This is a genomic window from Chryseosolibacter indicum (assembly GCF_018598585.1).
GTDB lineage: Bacteria > Bacteroidota > Bacteroidia > Cytophagales > Cyclobacteriaceae > Chryseosolibacter > Chryseosolibacter indicus.
Window position 1 is genome coordinate 16,510 of sequence record NZ_JAHESD010000054.1, and the last position, 23,042, is coordinate 39,551.

A 23,042-nucleotide genomic window follows, 5' to 3' on the forward strand; every position below is an offset into this window, starting at 1 on the left:
AAGGAGAGTGGTGTGGCGACCGTTCAAGACCACCACCGCTCATGGAAGCAATTAATTTGCTAGTGGACCTTCAACCATTCCTCGAAAGTGATATTGCCCTTATGACAGTCTCCAAGTGGGACTAAAAGATCTTTAGGAATATCAAGATGCATGTATCTATTCTGATTATTACCAATCACAACTTTGCTATCTCGCTTATAATCGAGATATTTTTGTACAAAGCGCGTCATCAAATCTTGGTCGGGGCCTGCAATCTCCACGGTCTCATTTCTTGGCTCTTTCAGGGCAAAATAAGATACGTACTTCACAACATCCGCAGCTGCTATTGGCTGATAATCGACTGTTGACACATGAACTTCATTATCGACACCTTGTACAGTAATAATTGTGGTGACATGCTCATAAAATTGGGTAGACCGAATAATGGTATACGGGATGCCTGAACGTTTGATATTTTCTTCTTGCTCCGTCTTCGCTTTTAGATATCCTATATACTGAGCGCGATCTGTTCCAACTATCGATAACACTAAATGATGTTTCACTCCAGCTTCCTTTTCATAACTAACTAAATTTTTTCCAGCTGAACGAAAGAAGTTTAAGGCTGTCTCGTCATCAGGTGATGAAGAATTTGAAAGGTCAATTACGACTTCAGTTCCTTTCAATGCTTCGGCAAGTCCTTTGCCTGATATGACATCGACACCTTTAGACGGTGCACCAATGATAACCTCGTGGCCCTCGGTAATTAGTTTTTTACTGACTTCACTGCCGATTAGGCCGGTTCCTCCAATTACTAAAATTTTCATAAGTAGAATTCAATATTTAAACGTTATTGGATATTTCATCAACCTCAAATCCGCAACAAACACAGTTGAACCGATGACAATGATTCGTTCACCCTTTTTCCTTTGCAGCATAAGGCTTTTTGACAGGTCAAAGTAACTTTTTTAAAAGATTGCAGTGATCATCCAACAATTATAAAAGTGGCAGTCCAAGGTCAAACCCGAACGATTGCCTTGGGTATTAAGAAAATTTGGCATTTGATGGGCCTACTTTTTAATCTTAGGATTCTGATATTTTCAGGTCTTTCAATTTTGAAATGGCGTCCACCTTCATGCGATCAATCAAATGCGCATATCGCTCAGCTGAGACAACATGTTTGTGCCCTAGCAATTTTGAAACCGTGTAGATGTCAACACCATGTGATAGTAGGAGAGTTGCGTGCGTGTGACGGGCAGAATGAAAGGTGATCCTCTTAGCAACACCTGCCGCAATAGCCCATCGACAAAGTTCAATCGAAGTTTTCGAACTGTATTTAAGATGGTTAAAAATCACTCGAGTTGATTCGAGACGTTCACGGAGTAATTCTTTCGCTTGTGGCGTTATTGGGAGAACATGGTAGCGTTTTGTCTTTCGTTGTTTGAAATGAAGATACCAACCATCAACATTGTTACCTTTTACTTCCTCCCAAGTTAGGTGCGCAATATCAGACCATCTTAATCCTGTCAGCATACAAAACAAAAATGCATCTTTCAAAACAGGTTGATCACATTTTGTCTCTACTAGTCGTTTCACTTCGTTCAGTGTTAGAAATTCTCGCATCGCATTTTTAGCGCGAATGGGTCTCGCGAGATTAGCTGGGTTACGTTCGATGATTCTACGGTCGTAAGCAGTGGTCAACGCAGTTCGAACTCTGTTGAAGTAGGAGAGTGCCGTACCTGAAGCCTTGGCTTACCACTTCGCTTATCAACTTCAAGTAAGTAAGCTCTAAACTCTTCGAGCCAGATGTCATCAATCTCTTGAATCGTTGGATTGTCGTCTCCAAGAAAAACAAGTACATGTTTGAAGGCCGAGGCCCAGTTACCAGCATTGTTATCAAATCGAATTTTTTCGCTCGCGAGTTCTGCGAAGAAGTCTCTAAATTTCGGACGTGGTTTTACGACAGCGGACGCATGAAGACCAGTTTGCAACTCAAGAATCCTTTTGTACTTGATTGGTTGGCGAGTTCAAGTGTTGTTTTGTTTTCGATTATCGCAAGGTCATCCGTTGGTGGATTGAGATACAACTTTAAGAAGCTGTAAGAGCGTTTGCCGTTCCAATAAGTGTCGAGGTAGAGTGAGTACCCACCATTCTTGATTCGTCTTGACGTAATCGGACTGGCTCTTTTCGGTTGAGATCATTGATTCTTTTTCGAGACATAACTCAAGCGTTTAGGGATTTCTAAAGACGTCTTTTCACCCGGTTTGTTACCGGTAATTTTTTGTTACTCGAGCACTACAGTAACAATCGAGTAACAAACTGACCTAACGTATTGACCCAAAGTTGAGCACGATGAAAGGCTAACTACCTAATACTCATGGGAATAAAGGCAAAAGCATATTTTCATCTTTGATTTGTGTCGATCTGATTTTCAACGACTTTGAAAGATCATTTCCCGATACAAAACTTACTAAAAATATTATCAAGCAAGTCATCAGTTGTGATTGTGCCTGTTATCTCTCCAAGATAGTGCAGTGCCTGGCGAATATCCATGGCAAGGAAGTCCCCGGTTATCTCCTGATCCATGCCGTCTAAAACCCGTTGTAATGCTTCGTTGGTTTGTAGAAGGTTTTGGTAGTGCCTTATGTTTGTAACCATCACATCACCAGTTTTTACTGATTGAACCTGGAAATAGGAGAGTATCTTCTCTTTCAGTTGTTGGATGTTTGTTTTATTCGCGGCAGAGATAAATAGAAAGTTCTTCTCTTCAAGTTTGGACAGTAAAGATTTATCTGCTTTGTCCATTTTGTTTCCGACTTTGATAAAGGGTATTGAAAGGCTCACCAGTTCTTTTTCCTGTTCTTCAATTTCTGAAAGAGATGCTTGCGTTAAGTCAAAAAGATAGATGATTAGAGAAGCTTTCTTCATCCGTTCCTTCGTACGTTCGACACCTATCGCTTCTATTACGTCTTGTGTCTCACGAAGCCCCGCGGTATCAATAAATCTGAAATTTATTCCTCCTAAGATCACCTCATCCTCAATGACATCGCGCGTAGTGCCGGCGATATCAGAAACTATTGCACGTTCTTCATTTAAAAGAGTATTAAGCAATGTCGACTTGCCTGCATTTGGTTTTCCTGCTATTACGGTAGGTACACCGTTCTTGATTACGTTACCTTGATCAAAGGAATCTATTAGCGATTGCAGGTAAGTTTGAATTTTAAGAATAAGATATCTTAAGTCATCGCGTTTTGCAAATTCAACATCCTCCTCACCAAAATCTAATTCAAGTTCAATGAGTGAAGCAAAGTGGATCAGTTCTTCGCGCAAGCGGTTAATTTCTTTAGAGAAACCTCCTCTCATTTGGTTTAACGCAGCCTGTCTTGCATTATCGGTTTCTGCATTGATTAAGTCTGCCACCGCCTCTGCCTGCGCAAGGTCGAATCTTCCGTTGAGGAAAGCCCGTTTTGTAAACTCGCCTGGTTCAGCAAGTCGTGCACCCTTCTTTAATAATACTTTAATAATCTCTTTTATTATGACAGGAGAACCATGACAAGAAATCTCTATGCAATTCTCTTTCGTAAAAGAATTGGGTTCTTTAAAAAGGGAGACAAGAACTTCATCAATAACCTTTTTGTCGTCATATATAGTCCCAAAATGAAGGGTATGCGAAGGTTGTTGTTGGAGATTTTTGCCTTTAAATACTTTTTGTACTATGTCAATACAATCTTTGCCTGACAACCTTATTACAGCAATAGCAGATACACCTTGTGCGGTAGCTAGTGCAACAATTGTATCGTTCATTGTTCTGAAAAGTTTTCCTTTAAAGTTTTCTCGGTAGTAATTATAAGTTTGGCCATCTGCAATACTTCAATGACGTCCTTTTGATTTACAGCAGGAAAGTCGTCTAGAAACTTAGTTATGGTTTTTCCGTCCTCAAGGTACTCGAATAGTGTTTGTACGGGGATACCCGATCCTTGAAATACAGGTTTTCCTTGCATTATTTCTTTATCAATTTCTATAGCTCCGTATTTCATACCACCGGTAAAGTTAGCTCCTTTGGACAATAAGAACGGGTATCGTAACGCGATGTCGTACCGTGTCGACGGTGGTTCCTAAGATTAAGTCTTTTACCAAGGTGTGACCATGCGCTCCCATCACGAGAAGATCTGCATTAAAAGATTTAACCATTTTAGGAATAGTTCTTTTCGGATTGCCATATCCTATCTGTGTTTCTACCCGATAACCTTTATCGATAAGCTGTTGACTATAGTGAGATAAAGCGTTTGCGTCCTTGTTTGACTCCATATCCCTAATTTCTTGTCCATACACCATAGCGCCTGCTGTTTCAACTACATGTAGTAAAATATAGTTCGCGTTTTTTCCACCTTGTGCAAGCGCACTTCGAATGGTTTGGGCGTCAATATCACTAAAGTCAATGCATATAGCAATACGTTTGAATACTTCAGCTTCTTTTAGTTCAAGAACAGTAGATACTCCATGTGGTATTCTTGATTCTTTTTCACTCTTCCTTTTGCCGATCAGCGGCTTGACCGTAATGTATAACAAGAGGATAAAAGCTGAGGCACATACAGGTACAACAGTAAGCCATAAAATCCAGGCGTCACCACCCGCATCTGCCAGCCACCCTTGAATTTCATTAATTACTAATTTCACGTTAAGAGAAACTATAATGGCTGCAATTATCCACGCTGCAATTTTCACCCAAGGTTTTATAACAAATTGTCCCATCTTTTCTTTATCACCCGTGAAGTGTATCAGCGGGATGATGGCAAAACCAAGTTGTAGACTTAATACAACCTGGCTGAAGACAAGAAGGGAGCCTGTCTCTTCTTCACCAAAGTGAAGGATTACAATGTACGCAGGTGTAATAGCAATAAGCCTTGTAAGAAGTCGTCTTAGCCATGGCGCAATACGGAGGTTCAGATAACCCTCCATTACAATTTGTCCTGCCAGTGTTCCTGTAATTGTAGAGCTTTGGCCCGCAGCTACCAGGGCTATTCCGAAGAGCATAGAGGCCCATTCAGTACCTAATATCGGAGATAGAAACTTATGGGCATCCATTATATCCGATACTTCATACATACCTGCCTGAAAGAACGTAGAAGCAGCCAGAATAAGAATGGCCGCATTTACAAAGAATGCAGCATTTAAAGCTACAAACGAGTCAATAAAATTATATTTAATGGCAGCCCAGATCCCTTGTTCTGTTGCAGCGATTCTTCTGGTTTGAACAAGGGAGGAGTGAAGGTACAAGTTATGCGGCATTACCGTGGCACCGATGATACCAATAGCAATATATAAAGCTTCGTCATTGGGGAGATGGGGCACAAAACCCGTTACCAACTGACCTAAGTCGGGCTTTGCAAGAATCATTTCGATTAGAAACGAGCTTCCTATAATGGCAACGAGGCTTATGATAAAAAGCTCAATCTTTCGCATACCATAGTTATGGAGAAGTAGTATGAGCAACGTGTCAAGGACGGTAAGCGTAACGCCCCAGATTAACGGCAAGTCAAATAATAGCTTCAGACCGATTGCCATTCCAAGAACTTCTGCGAGATCACAGGCAGCAATAGCTATTTCAGCAAGAAACCATAAGGCGTAATTTACACCAGAGCTATAAGTGTTCCTTGATGCCTGGGCAAGATCAAGTTGTCTTACAATACCCAGACGTGCACTTAAACTTTGAAGTAGAAGCGCCATCAGGTTTGACATGAGCAAAACCCACAGAAGGGAGTACCCAAATTTACTACCCCCTGCAATGTCTGTTGCCCAGTTTCCCGGGTCCATATAGCCGACACTTACAAGATAAGCGGGACCGAGAAAGGCTAGTATCTTTCGCCAGCCTTTTTTATTGCTGGCATCAATAGAAGCATGTACTTCGCTAAGTGATTTTCCATTAATAGCAGTTTCTTTATTCATACGTTTCTATTGAATTGTGTATCGTAGTCCTGCAAACCCTTTAATACCTTGTACGGGTGCGTAATTGTAGCTTGTATCAAATGTGTATCCTTCCGGATTGTTTATTGTTACGTTCTTGTCAAAGGGGTCAAACGGTCTTAACAAGGGATGCTTTGGTATAAAATTGAGGATGTTCTTCGCTCCTGTATAAATCTCTAATCCATTGGTGAAAGTCTTAGTGATTTGAAAGTTCATGGTAGTAAACCATGGAGATTTTTCAGGCCTAAAGTCATTAGGCACAACAGGTAAATGCATGGGGCCGTTTAATCTTCCCGTAAGGTCAAAGCTTATTCCGTATTTATCCAAAGCATAGCTTATCGCATAAGTACCTGATACAACAGGAGCAAACATCTGTGGTTTCTTCACCATGTGTCCCGTTTCATCATTCTCTTTCTGGTATACATCCATTACAGTTACTCCTGCCATAATTTTAAGACTGTTTGTAAAGGCTATGTCAGTATTTAAGGTTATTCCTTTTGATATAGCATGACCGGCAATATTGTCGTAAATGATGGAGTCAGGTGCGGTAATAAAATCGCCAATGATTTTGTTCGTGAAATAGGTATAGAATACACTGGCATCCAGGTTTACATATCCTGAAGCATGTGGAATGTTCGTGGCGTAATTTAGGTTTACATTCCAAGATTGCTCGGGCTTAAGTTCATTTTTTATAAATACTTTTCGTGCTCCTGTGAGGGCAGCATGATCTTCTGTAAATAAATTTACTACACGGAACCCATTACCGGTGCTAAGCCTAAACGTATTATTGCTGTTGGGTGAGTATTTCGCACTTACTCTAGGTGATAAAATATTTCCATGACGGTTGTGATGGTCATACCGTATTCCGGTCAGCAATGTCATTTTCTTACTTACACTGTATTCATTTTGTACAAAGAGACCCGGAAGGAAGGTTTCCATAGGTTGGTTTGATGGGTTAGCAGTATCGTCACTGAGGGTGCCAACAGTATTATCATCATAATACATGTATCGAAAGGGTAAGCCAATAAGGAGGTCATGGTTGCCTATCTTTTTATCCCAACGAAGCTGTGTAAATAAAACATGTTGTTCAGCAAAATATTTTATGGCTCCGTAGTAAGAATCCTGCAGGTGGTAATTATATGAACCGTCTAACGTGATATTCTCTTTTCCTGGTAATTGATAGTTTCCTATTGTTTCAAATCGGTTTGTATAAATCGACTCTCCGTAAATCTCATCACTTCCCCTGTATTGTTTATTCCACTGAAGTTCACCACCCCAGCGGTCTTCATACACATAACGAAGGGCCAACGTGGCTTGCTTTTGATTTCTTCTTTCAAACTGCCATTTATTAAAAACGGAAAATCGATTTTGCTGAGTAACATCTGTGAAATTGTCATCATTAATATCAATCTTGTTCCTGAAGTTAAAGTAATTCAAACCCAGCAGTGCTTGTGTGTTTTTCACTTTCCATTTCGTGGAGATATCCCCATTATATTCTTGCAGTGAAGTAGCTGAAACGTCAACGTGAAGGAAAGGAGAGCTAACAGGGTCTTTTGTGATAATGTTGATTAAACCACCTACTGCTTCTGATCCATATAACGTTGAGGCCGGACCTTTTACTACTTCAATTCGTTTAACCATGCTATTCGGTATGCCTGCTAATCCATAAACTGTAGCCAGACTGCTCACAATAGGCATTCCATCAATCAATACCATAGTGTAGGGGCCTTCCATTCCATTAATATGTATATCCCCTGTATTGCAGACGTTGCAATTCAGCTGTGGTTGTACACCATTTACCATTGACAATGACTCGAAGATACTTGGTGTTGGGTTTTTCATAAATAGGGCAGGCGAGTAGATCTCTACCGGAATAGGCGAGTTCATCTTCGTTACCTCTTTCATTGTTCCGGATGTTACGATTACTTCCTTAAGTGCTGAAAGGTCGGGCGTTAGAAGTATGTTGTATTTTAACTGTTTGCCAGAAAGAACTAAAGAGTCAGTCTTATACCCGATGAATGAAATAATAAGAAAAGAGCCTTTCAGTTTTTCACTGCTAATATTCAAACTAAAGTTTCCCTGCTCGTTGGTCGTAGTTCCTGTTTTTTCCGGTAGAAGTTGTACTGTAGCAAACCTCAATGGTTCTCGTGTTTCAGCATCCTTTACTGTGCCTGTTATTGTAACAGTTTGCCCCAATAAACAGAAAGGGGTTATAAATGTAAAAAGCAGTAGGTTCGTAAATTTTATGCGCATAGGCTTACTCCTTTCTTTTACTCCGTTACCAATAAGTTTTCAGAAACATCTCTTGAAATAAACACCTTCTTTTTGTTGTCAATCACTATTTCCAGCGATCCGTCAAATTCAATTCTTTCGAGTATGGTTATAGTAGCGCCGATGTAAATACCGATTTTGCTAAGGTATTGTAGAAATGAGGATGATCCGTCCTTAACGGATCTTACAAAAGCCTTTTTGTTTAAAGCTATCTCCGATAAAGGAACCTGTTTTAATATCTGTATTTTTCCGTTCTTGTCAGGAATAGGGTGTCCATGTGGGTCTGCTGTTGGATAGCCCAGAAATTCATCCAGTTTTTCAATTAATAGTGGTGATTGTATGTGTTCCAGCTGCTCTGCTACGTCATGTACTTCATCCCAACTAAACTTCAGCTTATCAACCAGAAACGTTTCCCAAAGTCTATGCTTACGTATTACCATTAGTGCCTCATTCTTACCGAGCCGTGTTATTTTGACCCCATAATACGGTTCATAAGAGATAAGGTCTTTTACTGATAGTTTCTTCACCATATCAGTAACAGAGGCAGCCTTTGTATTCATAGAATCAGCAATCTCATTTGTTAAAACCGCTTTTGCACCTCCGTCAGAAAGCCTGTATATGGTTTTTAGATAGTTTTCCTCTGTCAGACTCAACATAGCTTAATCAATAACAATACGCAAAAATAAAAGTTTAGGTTAGTCTAAAAAAATTATTATACGTACTTAACTCCTGATTGCGATCTATTTAAAATATTGTTCCAGGGGGCTCTAGATTATCGTTTTGACCGCTTTAAGTAGCTTAGGTTCCTCACTTTGCCAGAAAACTTCCTTTGGATCGATTGTATAGAAGTCGGATTGATTCATTTGGTTGAATAGCGTTGGATAATCTATTTCAGCATAGTTAAACACAACGGCTGCATTATATTGCTTACAGAAATCTACCCAGGGGGTATGGTTGATGAGTATAATGGGCAGCTGCCTTCCAATGTACTCGTACAATTTTGTGGGTACAGAACCCGCTGTTGAAGGATTGGGTGGGTAGGCTATTATTCCAAAATCTGAGTTGTCAATGTATTCAAGAATTTGTTTATGGGGAACAAGGTTGTCACCACCTATAAGTGTAATGAATGAATGAGACTCGGCCAGCTGTCTGATCTCTTTTAAAGTATGCCCTTTGGCAGCATACCCAATGATGGTTAACCTCACTTTGGAACTGAGCTGATGCAGGCCAATTGCAATTTGAATCGCTGTAAATACACCCGTTGACTCTGCAAGGGTACCAGAAAACAAAAGGTTAAAGCTGTGATTTTTTCTTTCCCTTTTGTTAATGGGTGCTGACATGAGTTTGTTTTCAAGTATCGTTTTCCGATTTCCTAAAAACGACAATTCCTGCTCATACGACTTTTCAGCAAGAAAAAAATGATCAACAAATCGCGAAAGTAGGAGTTGTTTAACACCTACGTAACGACTGATAACACCTCTTATAACCGGAGGAAAAGCATTTGTATAAAGAATGTTGCGTTCGTAGTTTTCCTGAACGTCATAAATTATTTTACAACCCGTAAGAAGCTTTGCAATGGATGAGACCAGTAACAATTCGTGTGTTGTAATAATAAATAAAGCAGGCTTTAACTTCACTGTCAGTGAAAGGATCTTCCAGGGGACAAAGAGTCTCTTAGCGCTTAAACGTTTGAAAAATCTTAACTGATGAAATTTAATAGAAGAGACTGACTTACTACAGGCAGGAAACCCGATCACATGCACTTCAACGTCAGGAATAGAAGCAAGGCTTATCCCTAGTTTTTCATACATCCTGGTATCGTCAACCGGTTTAAGCACCGAAGCAATTACTACCTTTCTTTTCTTTACTTCAGACATCCCGTTTTTAAGGTAATCAGTTAATCATTATTATTGCCTTTTGTTGCAAAATACAAACTAACATACTACAAATGGAATTAAAGAATATCATTGAAAAAGCCTGGGAAGACAGATCATTACTTCAAAATGCAGATACACAAAATGCGATCCGCTCAGTTGTTGATAAATTAGATTTAGGAGAGTTTCGTGTTGCTGAACCAGACGGAAACAATTGGAAGGTTAATGAATGGATTAAGAAGGCCGTTATTCTTTATTTCCCTATTCAACAAATGGAGACAATAGAGGTTGGTCCTTTTGAGTTTCACGATAAGATTAAGTTAAAGAAAAACTATAAACAATTGGGTGTACGTGTAGTACCGCATGCCATCGCACGCCATGGTGCTTACCTGAGCAAAGGTGTTATTATGATGCCTTCTTACGTAAACATTGGTGCTTATGTAGATGAAGGTACAATGGTAGATACGTGGGCGACCGTCGGGAGCTGTGCGCAGATTGGTAAAAACGTTCATTTAAGTGGGGGTGTTGGTATAGGGGGTGTACTCGAACCCGTACAGGCGGCACCAGTCATTATTGAAGACAATGTATTTGTTGGTTCCCGTTGTATTGTGGTTGAAGGTGTAAGGGTAGGGAAAGAAGCCGTATTAGGAGCAAACGTAGTTTTAACTGCCAGTTCAAAGATTATTGACGTTACTCAGGATAAGCCGGTTGAATATAAAGGCTATGTGCCGGAACGCTCAGTTGTTATTCCGGGTTCTTACGCTAAGAAGTTTCCCGCAGGTGAATTCCACGTTCCATGCGCCTTAATCATTGGAAAAAGAAAAGAGAGTACCGATAAGAAAACCTCTTTAAATGATGCTTTAAGGGATAATAGCGTTGCTGTTTAAAAGAAATCCAATTTTCTTCAAAACATTACACCAGGAAACACTGGCATGCGTTTGGATTCATAAATCTTTAACACTGAAAGGTTAACTTTGTAGTAAAGGCTATCATGAGAAAACTGCTTTCTGGATTTTGTATTCTAATGCTGCTTACAGCATTTACTGGTGATAAGAATGATATTCATCCTTATGTTAAAAATGAAAGTTTTGGAAAAGGAGAGGTGCTGGATTTTAAAATGACCTACAGTTTTATAACTGTTGGTAAAGGGTCTGCCAAAGTACACCCACAGTATTATAAAATAAACAACCGCGATTGTTTTAAAGTAGACGTGTATGCGAAAACAGTCGGTATGATTGACTGGGTGACTGATATCAATGATCAGTGGGGTGCTTATATAGATACAACGTCCTTATTGCCGCACATGTTTTACCGGAAGATCCGGGAGGGAAGGTATAAGAAAGATGAACAGACCTACTTTGACCATCCTGGTAAGAAAATACAAGTTATTACTGCAGATAAAAAAACGGGTAAATGGAAGGAGCCCAAATCGTATGAGGCTCCTAGCCATGTGCGTGATATGATAGCAGGCTTTCTGTACCTTCGGGTGATGGACCTGTCTAAAATTAAACCTAAGGATACTGTTGTAGTAACCGGCTTCTTTGAAGACGAATTCTACAAGCTCAGCATTGTTTATAAGGGCAAGCAAACCATTAAAACAAAGGTAGGTAAGATCAGGACACTTGCTTTTAGGCCAATTATGCCTAAGAACCAACTGTTTGATGGTGAAGATTCTATTACAGCCTACTTCTCGGATGACAAGAACCGTATTCCTGTAAAGATTGATGCAAAGATGTTTATTGGAAGTGCCGGCGTTGAACTAACAGGCTATTCCGGTCTTAAGAATCCATTAAACCTTGATAAGGATTAAGCCGCAGCTCTTTGTAGTAGCTGCTTAAACTTCTCTATCGTTACCGGCTTAATAACATAATCAGTAACATTGGAGTTGCCTTTGGCCCTGTTCATATCCCTCGGATCGATAGAAGAACTAACCATGTAAATAACCATACGCTTGGCTAATGCCGTCTTAATCTTATCAAAATCCTCGAGAAACATCCAGCCATCAACAAAAGGCATGTTGATATCCAGAAAAATATAGTCAGGTAGCGAGGAGGGGTTGCTTTGGTTGTCTTTCAGGAAAGAAAGTGCTTCTTCGCCATTTTCAAATTGTAAGATTTTATCAGTAAGCTCAGCAGCTTTAATGGTTTTAGAGGCTGTTAATTGAAAAATCTTATCGTCATCAATAACGGCAATAATTGGCTCACTGGGTTGCATCTGACTGGTGTTTACTAAAGTTAATTAAAAAAGTTGAACCTTCTCCTTCCTTACTCTCAATGGTTATCTCCCCGCCCATCGTTTCAATTTGATTTTTTATCATAAATAATCCAACACCCCTACTCTCCGGATGTTTGTGAAATGTTTTTCTAAGTTTAAATACCTGATGCCCGTATCGTTGTAAATTGATTCCCAGGCCATTATCACGTACTACGAGTACGGTATTGTCAGACCGATCTTTGTATGTTTTAAATTCAATATAGGGAGGCCTTTCCGGATGCCTGTATTTTAAGGCATTATCCAACAGGTTTAATAGAATGCTCTCAAGGTAAATATTGGGATATATTAAGGTAGGGCCGTTGTTAAAGTCAAAGTTAATTTGGGCACCAGTATTTGATATCTTGGCATTAAGCATCTTAAATACCTGCTGAAGGACAGCTTCAAACCTAAGCTCTTGCTTTTCTATGTTCTTGTTCTGCTTAACTTTTAAAACCTCGTTCAAGTCGTTAAGCATGTACAATGTCATGGCGCTCGATTCTTTCAAAAGATTCAAATACTCCTTACGTTCAGCTTCAGAGGTAGTGTTTTCAAAAAAGCTTAGTAAGGTTACTATGTTGCCTACTGGCGATCGCAGGTTATGTGATACAATTTGCGTGAACTCCTCAAGCTGATCGTTCTTCCTTTTCAGGTCCTCTGCTACTGCAATAAGCTTTGTGTTCTGTTCAATAATTTGCTCCTGTGCACGCTTTCTTTCTGTTACATCCCTGAATTCCGTAACTCTGATATTTTTGCCTTCATAAGGAATATTTTTTCCATGAACTTCAAGTATATAACGCGTTCCATCTTTTTTAATGCCTTCTACATCATACGCACCTTCAAAACTTGTTTTAATATTATTGATGACAAAATCTCTCCATTCCGGGGCAATCAGCTCTATTCCGTTTTTACCAATAAGTTCATCATAGGTAAAACCTGTAAGGTTGCAAAGGCCCTGGTTACAATCAATTATAACACCATGATCATGCAGTCCTATACCACCAAAGGAGGCAGCGTGCAAAGCCCTGAACCGTTGTTCGCTTTCGCGCAGCGCTTCTTCCGTTTTCCTTCTTTCAGTAATATCCCAATGGGTAGCAATAATTATCTCTTCGCCAAAATAGGTTCCTTTGGTTAACTGAACTTCTACAAGAAATACTTCTTCATTCTTCTTTTTTCCCCAGAACTCAAAACGTTGTATTTCTCCCCGCGCGGCCTCTTTTAGTTTATGGCGTATGAAATCAAAATCATTCTTTTTCTCTGCAGACAGGAAGCCTGGCGTTCTTCCTATAAGTTCTTCTTTGTTGTATCCATACAATACAGAAGCACCACGATTTACGTCTATGATTAATCCATCTTCCCGTTGAATACAGATACCTTCACCTACGCTATCAAATAATTCACGATAGCTCCGCTCACTATTTCGTAGTTTTTCTGACGCTTCTTTTTGTGCTGTAATATCTTGCGATATACCAATAATCTGCGTTACGTTTCCCTGTTCATCCCAGCGGAAAGGTGTATCACGTGAATGGAACCACCGGTACTGGTTGTCTTTCATTAAAACACGATACTCGCTCTCCCGCACTGTACCTGCGACTTCCTTTGTCCAATGGTATAGCTTTTTGATATCGTCAGGGTGTATAATTTTACTTCGTATCTCACCTTTTAGTTTGTTGAGATCTTCGTCCGTATACAAGTCCTTTCCATTAGTAAAAGAGAGCGGTGCTTCTACCTTGTTAATGTAAATTGTTTGACGGGAAGAAAGATCATGTACGTATAAAATGCCGGGCATTGTTCTTTCAATGCTTTCGCGAAAGCGATAATTTTCTTTAAGTGTTTCTTCTGTTTGCCTGGCTTTTGAAACATCCATCATCATACCCAGCATCCGGGTAGGGTCTCCGTTTTGATCAGCAACAAAGAATCCGCGGTCGTGCATATAACAGTAGTCGCCGTTTTTCTTTCGGAACCTGTAATTAACATCATAAGGTGTTAATGCTCCCTGCGCGGTCTTTAACTCCAAGAGTGCCTGTTCGCGATCGTCTGCGTGGATGAGTTTAATCCATCGTTGAATGTTTCCGAGTTCTTCTGATCTATATCCTAAAACGAAGTCACTATTACCACTCCAGACTATGTTGCCTGAAGATATATCGTAATCATAAATTACAAGGCCAGCAGACTTAGCTACCAGTTCATGCCGCGTCTTCCAGTCTTCACGCTCCTGTTCAATGTTCTTTCTCGTTGTTATGTCCTGAATAGTACCGGTCATTTTCAGGGGCTTTTTGTTTCTCCCTAACACCGTTTTACCTATACATTCCAACCAGCGCACCTCGCCATTTAACCACACCAGCCTATGTATAACCGAACAGGTGGTATTGTTAGACAATGCATAGTTTATTCTTTCGGTGACAGCCTTCCTGTCATTTGGATGAATAAGGTTAAGGTAAGTTTCAAAAGTACCATCGAATGCTTCTTTTGACAGCCCGAAGAGTTTGTGCACACCGGCAGACCAGGTAACATCATTTGTTCGAATATTCCATTCCCATGTACCAATCTGAGCTACTTCAAGTGCCAGGTTTAAGCGTTGCTCAACCTCCGATAAATTTTTTAATTTCTTTCTGTAAGATGACGATGCCGAGGAAACAGATTTCTTCTTCGATAAAGATTTCTTTCCTGGTAACTGCTTTCGGGGCTTGCCCTTGTTAATTGATTTTCTGGGCATATCACAATTCCATAGTTAAATATACATTTTTCAATCTATACGGCTTAACTTTAATACAGTTTACGCAGGAGTTTGAATTAAAACAAAAGATCAGGTTATGAGCATACTTAAAGAATTTAAGGAATTTGCAATGCGTGGCAATGTAATAGACCTTGCCGTAGGTGTAATCATTGGTAGCGCCTTTGGCAAGATTGTAACTTCGTTTGTTAATGATATAACAATGCCGCTTATTAATCCTTTGATTCCGGGAGGAGATTGGCGAACAATGGAGGTAGGGCCAGGAATAAAGATAGGATCGTTCTCAAGTACAGTCCTCGATTTCCTGATTATTGCCTTAGTTATTTTTCTGGTAGTAAGGGCAATAAATATTTTTAAGAAAAAGGAGGAAGCCAAACCATCAGCTCCTCCTGCAGATATTGTACTACTTTCCGAGATCCGTGATCTGCTGAAGTCAAAACAACTTTAAACTATTTCCTAAACCTTTGTGCAGGTATCAGGTCTTTAGATCCTGCCTGGTATGTGTAAAAGCCAGTCCCTGTTTTAACGCCTTTATGCCCTGCCTGTACCATGTTTACAAGTAGCGGACATGGAGCATATTTCGGATTGCCAAAACCATCGTGCAATACCTGTAAGATCGAAAGGCATACATCTAAACCGATAAAATCTGCCAACTGGAGTGGCCCCATAGGGTGGGCCATTCCTAATTTCATTACTGTATCTATTTCTTCAACACCCGCAACTCCCTCGTACAAGGAATAGATCGCCTCATTAATCATCGGCATCAGTATTCTATTGGCTATAAACCCCGGATAATCATTTACCTCAACTGGTATTTTTCCAAGGTTTTTGGAGAGCTCCATAATGGTGTTGGTCACTTCATTTGTTGTACTGTAACCCCTGATAACTTCAACAAGCTTCATGATGGGCACTGGATTCATAAAGTGCATACCGATCACTTTTTCTGCCCTTTGGGTAACAGACCCTATTTTGGTAATAGAAATAGAGGAGGTGTTAGATGCAAGGATAGCTTCAGGTTTACAAAAGCCATCAAGGTCTTTAAATATTTTGAGCTTAATATCAACGTTTTCAGTAGCCGCTTCAACAACAAGATCACTCTCAGCAACGCCTGTCTTTAAGTCTGTATAGGTGGTAATATTTGCTAAAGCGGACTTTTTGGTCGCTTCGCTTATCGTTTGCTTACCTACCTGCCTATCAAGGTTTTTTTCGATAGTAGCCAACGCCTTCTTTAATGCTTCAGCATGAATATCGATGAGGGCTACTCTATATCCACTTTGAGCAAAAACGTGAGCGATACCATTTCCCATGGTACCAGATCCTATAACTGCAATGTTTTTCATGTATATCGTCTCGGCCGCCAAAGTAAGAATTAAGCTTGAATTGTCATGAAATATAGGTAAAGCTTTCTTTCAAACATTCGCGTACGCTTTACTAAGGCTTTTGTTAATCAAGTCCGGCTCCACGAGACCCATGCGTTTATTCGCTTGATCTTTCAACGATTGGCTATTTCATAATTGCACCTGTTCTATCCTTAACCCTATAACACTTTCCTATTGCACCCGGAGGTGAGGCAGTAACCAGTCCTATTTCCGCTGTAGTATACATGAAGTTTACACATATATAACCCGCAGATAATCCGTCTCTTTAAGGTACGGGTTATATACGGCTTACATACGGGTTATATACGGGTTATCTACGGATTATCTCGGGGAGAAGTAGGGCTGAAGAGGCTATCAAAAAGGGCTTAAGTGTCGGGTATATTATATTGAAGTTTGACTTTAAAATGCCGTTGACAGCTTGAATGGCAGAACTTGGTCCTGAAAATGACTTTACAGGAAGGGGGTTGGGATTGTTACCGCTAGATGAAAAAGTCGAATAAATGCACGAAACTATAGCATTTATACGTTCAGACGGGTTTTATAGCAAGGCGAATATTAACGCAGAAAGATCCGCTGTAGGTTTGTTAATATGTATCTGCTAAAGTAGAAATGCATCAGCAGCCAAAATTGCGGATATTCTTATTCTATTGCTATCTCTTTTGCCAAACCCATTGCAGTAAACCGAATGCTTAATCGTGATGATTTCAGTGTATCGGCAGTTTGGCATGCAGGCCCCGGAGTAATATAGTAATAATAGAATTTTTGGTTTCTTTTGTAAAGCTCGTTTTGGTCAGGCTTCCCGAGCAATTGCACAATTTCCATTTCATCCGAGCCCAATAATTTTTGTTTTTGCTGTTCTATGAGAGCGGCCATGGCCCTGCGCTTATCGGCGCAAGCGTTCTTATCTGCAATCCAAGCCTCTTGGTTGAAGTTCTCAAGATTGCCCTTACCTCTATTACAAGCGATTAAAGAAACAAGTAGGATAAACAGAATCAAGTATTTGGAAAAGAGCATGTTATTCGCGCAAAAGATGTAGACCTGTGAAATAGTAATGCAATATTAATAGTAACCGTAAAGTAAAGGCTAATATTTCAGATTAGCACAGTATCTATGTCTGCTTCGTTTATTAAACAGCGTTATAAGACAAAAAAATGATAATCTATAGAACATTTGGATTTATGTTCATGGATTTATGGTTTACCTTTACAACAAAATTTCAATAATGGTTTTAAAGATATTTAAAGCGGCGTGGTTCCTTTCGGTGTTGGCTGTTCTTGCTAATCTGCTTTATGTTTATGCGGGCTTGCCGCAAGATGTTATTATTCAGGATGAGGCTTCTGCAAGGGTAATAATAGGAAAGGAGTTTTTCTTTTACGTGCTCACGGGGCTCATCCTGTTCGTTAACCTATTGGTATATGTTATTGGAAAAGTATACCGAGATGAGGATTTTAAGAGCTGGTTCAATGGACTTATCATTACCATAAATGCCTTTTTTATTATCGGAATGAGCCTTGTTCAGGTTTATAACAGTAACGAGGCGTTCAACTATCAAAAAATTGGTTTTATAATTTATGCGACAGTTGCTCTTGTTGTTGTCTGGGCATTAGGTTGGCCGCTTTATACATTGTTCCGAAGATTTTATCCTAAACAAATAGTGTCAGAAGTATAGATTAATAGCATCGTTATCAACAGATTAATCTATTCTATCTAATTCTTTTTTGTAGGTTGTTTTTTTCTTGCTTTGCTTGAAGTGAGGGCAAAATTTATTTTCTTCGGCAAAATTCAGCCGCTCGGTGTTGATGGTTGAACATTTTTTAAACTATCCTTGCTAGATTTTTTTGACGTATGGCTAAATCAGATAAAGAGAACTTGTTTGAGTACAACGAGTCAAGTATCAGATCACTTGACTGGCGTGAACACATTCGTCTACGCCCCGGGATGTATATTGGTAAACTGGGAGATGGGTCGTCTAAAGATGACGGTATTTATGTGCTTGTAAAAGAAGTTGTTGACAACTGTATTGATGAGCATATGATGGGTTATGGAAAGACGATTGACGTTACAATCACCGAGTCAAAGGTTGTGGTGCGCGATTATGGCCGCGGCATTCCGCTAGGAAAAGTTGTAGATGTTGTATCTAAAATAAACACCGGCGCTAAGTATGATTCTGGTGCTTTCCAGAAATCAGTCGGCTTAAATGGTGTGGGTACAAAGGCTGTAAACGCCTTATCTAATTACTTTAAAGTACAAGCTTTTAGAGACGGACAGACCAAGCTTGCTGAATTTAAGAAAGGGGTACTGGTAAACGACCCCAAGCAAACTAAAACTGACGAAAAAAACGGAACATTGGTAGAGTTTGAACCAGACGAAACCATGTTCAAACACTATCACTTTATTCCTGAATACCTGGATGACCTGATGTGGAATTACGCCTTTCTCAATGCTGGTTTAACAATCAATTATAATGGAAGGAAGTTCTATTCCAAAGATGGTCTTCTTGATTTGCTCAGGCAAAAGACAAATCCTGAAGAACTTCGTTACCCTATTATCCATGTAAAAGGAAACGATCTTGAATTTGCGCTTACGCATGGCAATCAATATGGCGAAGAATACTATTCTTTCGTAAACGGCCAAAATACAACACAAGGTGGTACGCACCTGGCAGCTTTCCGCGAAGGTGTAGTAAAAGCAGTTCGTGAGGTATGCAAGAAAGATTATGATGCTGCAGATATAAGAGCTTCAATAATAGGATCAATTGCGGTTAGGATTCAAGAGCCTGTGTTTGAATCGCAGACAAAAACAAAGCTTGGTTCTGTTAACATGGCGCCAGATGGCCCATCTGTTAAAAACTATGTGGGTGACTATGTGGCAAAGGAGCTTGAGATTTACCTTCATAAAAACCCATCTATAAAGGAGGCGCTCGAAAAAAGAATTATCCAGTCGGAACGGGAGCGTAAGGAAATTGCTGGTATTAAAAAGCTGGCGAATGAAAGAGCGAAGAAAGCAAATCTTCATAATCGCAAGCTGAGAGATTGTCGTTATCATTTTGATGATAAGAGTGAAAAAGGAACTGTAAGTCAGATCTTTATTACTGAGGGTGACTCTGCCAGTGGATCTATAACCAAATCAAGAAATGTTGAAACGCAGGCTGTATTTAGCCTTCGCGGTAAGCCATTGAATTGCTTTGGTTTGACCAAGAAGGTAGTGTATGAGAATGAAGAGTTCAATTTGCTTCAGCATGCGTTAAATATTGAAGATGGTCTTGACGGGCTTCGCTATAACCAGGTGATTATTGCTACTGATGCTGACGTTGATGGCATGCACATCCGTTTATTGCTGATGACATTCTTCCTTCAATTCTTCCCCGATCTTGTAAAGGCAGGTCACGTTTTTATTCTTGAAACTCCATTGTTCAGGGTTCGCAATAAGAAGGATACTATTTACTGCTATAGTGAAGAAGAAAAGCAGAAGGCCATGCAAACCCTTGGCGGGAAAGTAGAGATCACGCGTTTCAAAGGATTAGGAGAAATTTCACCTGATGAATTCGGTGAGTTTATAAATGAAAATATAAGATTACAGCCTGTGTTACTTCATGATACTAATCTCCAGCATATCATGGAATTTTACATGGGTAAAAACACACCAGACAGACAGGACTTTATTATCGATAACCTGAGAATAGAGCTTGATAAAGTTGAAAAAGGAGCAGAAGCGAAGATAGCGCTTGAAGAGCAACCTGAAGACGCAGTTGCGTAGGCACTGCGTGTTGTAAGATGTTTTTGATGGAGAGCAGGTTGTTTATTTATAGTTTGTTAACCCTTGTTCTTAAACCAAACCAAAACTTAAAGTAGCATTGAACTTTAACCAATGAGTAAGAAAAAAGCACCACTAGGTAAACCAGTAGTAATATCAACCAATGTCAATGGTTCTAATGGAAACGGAGAAAACGGTGTCCATTCTCTTGCCCTTGATGGATTGTACCAGAACTGGTTTTTAGATTACGCATCTTACGTAATCCTTGAGCGTGCCGTTCCTCGCATTGAAGATGGTTTTAAGCCAGTACAACGCAGGATTATGCATTCTCTGAAAGAGATGGATGATGGCAGGTTTAACAAAGTAGCCAACGTTATTGGTCACTCTATGCAGTTTCACCCTCATGGTGATGCGGCCATTGGTGAAGCTATTGTAAACCTTGGTCAGAAGGAATTACTCATTGAAACTCAGGGTAACTGGGGTGATATTCGCACGGGCGACAGCGCAGCTGCACCGCGTTATATTGAAGCAAGACTTTCAAAGTTTGCCCTTGAGGTTGTTTATAATCCACAAACAACGGAATGGCAGTTATCTTACGATGGTCGTAAAAAAGAACCTGTAACACTGCCTGTTAAATTTCCGCTACTTCTTGCGCAAGGGGTAGAAGGTATTGCAGTGGGTCTGTCAACAAAGATCCTTCCGCATAACTTTGTTGAATTGATCAAGGCTTCTGTTGATATTCTTAAAGGAAAGAACCCAAAGATATATCCTGACTTCCCTACGGGTGGCGTTGCAGATTTCTCTGAGTACAATCAGGGCATGAGGGGAGGCAAAGTAAAGGTAAGAGCTAAGATTGATATTGTAGATAAGAAGACACTTGCTATCAAGGAGATACCTTTTTCTACTACCACCACTTCTTTAATGGAGTCAATTGTTAAGGCAAGTGAAAAAGGACAGATCAAAGTAAAGCAGGTAGTAGACAACACAGCTAAAGACGTTGAAATCATCATCCATCTTCAGGCAGGTCAGTCTCCTGAAATAGCAATGGATGCATTGTATGCGTTTACTGATTGCGAGATCAGCATATCACCAAATGCCTGTGTTATCGTTGAGGATAAGCCGCACTTCATGGCTGTTAATGATATCCTCAAATATAACACCAACCAGACGGTAGAACTGTTAAGACGCGAACTAGAGATTCGTAAGAATGAATTGATGGAGAAGATCCTTTTCTCTTCGCTGGAGAAGATATTTATTGAAAACAGGATCTATCGTGATATTGAAGAGGCAAAAACATGGGAAGAAGTTATCAGTAGAATTGACAAAGGATTAAAGCCTCATAAAAAGAAATTCTATCGTGAGATAACCAACGACGATATTGTAAGATTAACAGAAATCAGGATCAAACGTATTTCAAGATACGATTCATTTAAAGCAGATGAAATGCTTAAAGATCTCGAGAAGCAGTTGAAAGAGACGCAGCACCACCTGAAACACCTGACAGATTACGCGATAGAGTATTACCAGAATTTATTAACAAAGTATGGTAAAGGACGTGAGCGTAAAACAGAGATCAAGAGCTTCCAGTCAGTATCTGCAACAGAAGTAATTGCTATAAACCAGAAGTTGTATGTAAATCGCACGGATGGTTTTGCAGGATATGGTTTGAAACGAGATGAGTATATCTGTGATTGTTCTGATCTTGATAATGTTATTGCTATCCGTAAAGATGGCAAAGCATTAATAACCAAGATCCAGGAGAAGACCTTCATGGGTAAAGATATTCTCTATATCGGCATTTGGAAAAAGGGTGACGACAGGATGACTTATAACGTTGTCTATGCTGATGGTAAGTCGGGCAGAACGTTTGCAAAGAGATTCAATCTTCCTGGTGTTACGCGCGACAAAGAATATGATCTTACACAGGGTAATCCTAATTCCAAGATTCTTTATGTAAGCGCAAATCCTAATGGAGAAGCTGAGACAGTTGAAGTGAAGTTAAGCGCGGCAAGCACGGCACGGAAGAAAATATTCGAGTATGACTTTTCCGAACTGGAAGTGAAGGGAAGAGCTTCCCGGGGAAACATCATTACCCAATATCCGGTACGTAAGGTTGAGTTCTTAAAAGCGGGAGCATCTACCCTGAGTAAGATTGATTTGTGGTATGATGATGCCGCAGGGCGCTTAAATAAAGACGCACGCGGTAAGAAGCTGGGCAAGTTTGATGGTGATGATCAGATCATTGCATTTATGCGCAATGGTTCGTATAAGATTACAAACTTTGATTTGTCCAACCGTTATGATCCTGAAAAAACACTTCATATCGAAAAGTATAATCCGAAGAAGGCTGTGTCTGCAGTGTATGTTGATGGCGAAAGCAAGCAGTACATGGTGAAGCGTTTCATGATCGAAACAAGTACACTTGATAAAGAGTTTGGATTCATATCAGAGGCAATTGGTTCGCGGTTGGTTGCTGTAACCACTTCCGAAACACCTGAGGTAGAGGTAGAGCTTATCAAGGCAAAAGATAAACCTAAGAAAGTTGAGACTGTTAATCTGGAGGAGATTGTAGAAATCAAAGGCTGGAAAGCCATTGGTAACAGACTCTCTGAGTATAAGGTTACGAAGGTGAGTGTAGTGCAGGATGAAGAGGCAGTAGAAGAAGGGGAGGCCAGCGGTGATGCTGAGGTGGCTGAATCGGAAGATTCTCAGTCGCCAAAAAAAAAATTGAATCCGGTGAAGAAGGCCAGCCTTCCATCGAAGAAGACGGCCAAGTCAGTCTCTTCAAAGCCCCCGAAAGGCAACGCAAGAAAAACGAGCAAGGCCAAGCCCTGTAGCTTA

The 23,042-nt window shown here is 40.1% G+C and carries 20 protein-coding genes; 6 read left to right on the forward strand and 14 right to left on the reverse strand.

The features are described from left to right. Positions 1-59: 59 nt before the first annotated feature. From KK060_RS18930 to KK060_RS18980, 10 genes are all read right to left on the reverse strand, one after another. Positions 60-803, reverse strand: coding sequence for an SDR family oxidoreductase (locus KK060_RS18930; RefSeq protein WP_254155343.1), 744 nt, complete (start codon positions 801-803; stop codon positions 60-62). A 256-nt stretch (positions 804-1,059) separates the two neighbouring features. After that, complete coding sequence (locus KK060_RS18935) at positions 1,060-1,599, reverse strand: site-specific integrase (RefSeq protein WP_254155344.1); 540 nt, start codon at positions 1,597-1,599, stop codon at positions 1,060-1,062. 74 nt (positions 1,600-1,673) lie between these two features. Further along, positions 1,674-1,967 carry a phage integrase SAM-like domain-containing protein gene (locus tag KK060_RS18940; RefSeq protein WP_254155345.1) on the reverse strand — a complete coding sequence of 98 codons (294 nt, stop codon included), beginning with the start codon at positions 1,965-1,967 and terminating at the stop codon, positions 1,674-1,676. Beyond that, positions 1,934-2,149, reverse strand: coding sequence for an Arm DNA-binding domain-containing protein (locus KK060_RS25260; RefSeq protein WP_367397513.1), 216 nt, complete (start codon positions 2,147-2,149; stop codon positions 1,934-1,936). Before KK060_RS25260 ends, KK060_RS18940 begins: the two co-directional genes overlap by 34 nt. A 275-nt stretch (positions 2,150-2,424) precedes the next feature. Next, entirely contained in the window at positions 2,425-3,780 is a 1,356-nt protein-coding gene (gene mnmE / locus KK060_RS18945; protein WP_254155346.1) for a tRNA uridine-5-carboxymethylaminomethyl(34) synthesis GTPase MnmE, read from the reverse strand. Continuing rightward, a complete protein-coding gene (locus tag KK060_RS18950) occupies positions 3,777-4,013 on the reverse strand; it encodes a DUF433 domain-containing protein (protein WP_254155347.1) in 237 nt (78 codons plus the stop codon). The genes mnmE and KK060_RS18950 overlap by 4 nt, the downstream gene beginning before the upstream one ends. 13 nt (positions 4,014-4,026) lie before the next feature. Next, positions 4,027-5,922 (reverse strand): Nramp family divalent metal transporter, encoded by a 1,896-nt coding sequence (locus KK060_RS18955; RefSeq protein WP_254155348.1) that lies wholly within the window; start codon positions 5,920-5,922, stop codon positions 4,027-4,029. Positions 5,923-5,928: 6 nt separating this feature from the next. Next, entirely contained in the window at positions 5,929-8,193 is a 2,265-nt protein-coding gene (locus KK060_RS18960) for a TonB-dependent receptor (RefSeq protein WP_302180124.1), read from the reverse strand. Positions 8,194-8,210: 17 nt separating this feature from the next. Further along, positions 8,211-8,867, reverse strand: a complete 657-nt coding sequence (locus KK060_RS18975; protein ID WP_254155349.1) for a metal-dependent transcriptional regulator — start codon at positions 8,865-8,867, stop codon at positions 8,211-8,213. A gap of 111 nt (positions 8,868-8,978) precedes the next feature. Next, positions 8,979-10,088, reverse strand: coding sequence for a glycosyltransferase family protein (locus KK060_RS18980; RefSeq protein ID WP_254155350.1), 1,110 nt, complete (start codon positions 10,086-10,088; stop codon positions 8,979-8,981). A gap of 71 nt (positions 10,089-10,159) precedes the next feature. Here KK060_RS18980 and KK060_RS18985 point away from each other — a divergent pair, with 71 nt between their 5' ends. Both KK060_RS18985 and KK060_RS18990 read left to right on the forward strand, forming a co-directional pair. Further along, entirely contained in the window at positions 10,160-10,972 is an 813-nt protein-coding gene (locus KK060_RS18985) for a 2,3,4,5-tetrahydropyridine-2,6-dicarboxylate N-succinyltransferase (protein ID WP_254155351.1), read from the forward strand. Between the two features lie 104 nt (positions 10,973-11,076). Beyond that, positions 11,077-11,895, forward strand: coding sequence for a DUF3108 domain-containing protein (locus KK060_RS18990; RefSeq protein WP_254155352.1), 819 nt, complete (start codon positions 11,077-11,079; stop codon positions 11,893-11,895). Here the strand turns inward: KK060_RS18990 and KK060_RS18995 are convergent. Continuing rightward, on the reverse strand, positions 11,892-12,299 hold the full coding sequence (locus KK060_RS18995; protein WP_254155353.1) for a response regulator: 408 nt from the start codon (positions 12,297-12,299) through the stop codon (positions 11,892-11,894). The genes KK060_RS18990 and KK060_RS18995 overlap by 4 nt on opposite strands. Continuing rightward, positions 12,286-15,051 (reverse strand): PAS domain-containing sensor histidine kinase, encoded by a 2,766-nt coding sequence (locus KK060_RS19000; RefSeq protein WP_254155354.1) that lies wholly within the window; start codon positions 15,049-15,051, stop codon positions 12,286-12,288. Before KK060_RS19000 ends, KK060_RS18995 begins: the two co-directional genes overlap by 14 nt. 97 nt (positions 15,052-15,148) lie before the next feature. Between KK060_RS19000 and mscL the strand changes: the two genes are divergently transcribed. Further along, positions 15,149-15,517: a large conductance mechanosensitive channel protein MscL gene (mscL, locus tag KK060_RS19005; RefSeq protein ID WP_254155355.1), complete on the forward strand. Its 369-nt coding sequence runs from the start codon at positions 15,149-15,151 to the stop codon at positions 15,515-15,517. A 1-nt stretch (position 15,518) separates the two neighbouring features. Here the strand turns inward: mscL and KK060_RS19010 are convergent, their stop codons facing one another. Continuing rightward, on the reverse strand, positions 15,519-16,409 hold the full coding sequence (locus KK060_RS19010; RefSeq protein ID WP_254155356.1) for a 3-hydroxybutyryl-CoA dehydrogenase: 891 nt from the start codon (positions 16,407-16,409) through the stop codon (positions 15,519-15,521). 678 nt (positions 16,410-17,087) lie between these two features. Then, on the reverse strand, positions 17,088-17,321 hold the full coding sequence (locus KK060_RS19015; RefSeq protein ID WP_254155357.1) for a hypothetical protein: 234 nt from the start codon (positions 17,319-17,321) through the stop codon (positions 17,088-17,090). A 349-nt stretch (positions 17,322-17,670) separates the two neighbouring features. On the opposite strand from KK060_RS19015, the gene KK060_RS19020 reads away from it, so the two are divergent. The 3 genes from KK060_RS19020 to KK060_RS19030 all read left to right on the forward strand — a co-directional run. Continuing rightward, positions 17,671-18,117: a hypothetical protein gene (locus KK060_RS19020; protein WP_254155358.1), complete on the forward strand. Its 447-nt coding sequence runs from the start codon at positions 17,671-17,673 to the stop codon at positions 18,115-18,117. 176 nt (positions 18,118-18,293) lie between these two features. After that, entirely contained in the window at positions 18,294-20,204 is a 1,911-nt protein-coding gene (locus KK060_RS19025; protein WP_254155359.1) for a DNA topoisomerase IV subunit B, read from the forward strand. A gap of 111 nt (positions 20,205-20,315) precedes the next feature. Beyond that, positions 20,316-23,042: DNA gyrase/topoisomerase IV subunit A (locus KK060_RS19030; RefSeq protein ID WP_254155360.1), on the forward strand; the 2,727-nt coding region annotated here is incomplete at its 3' end.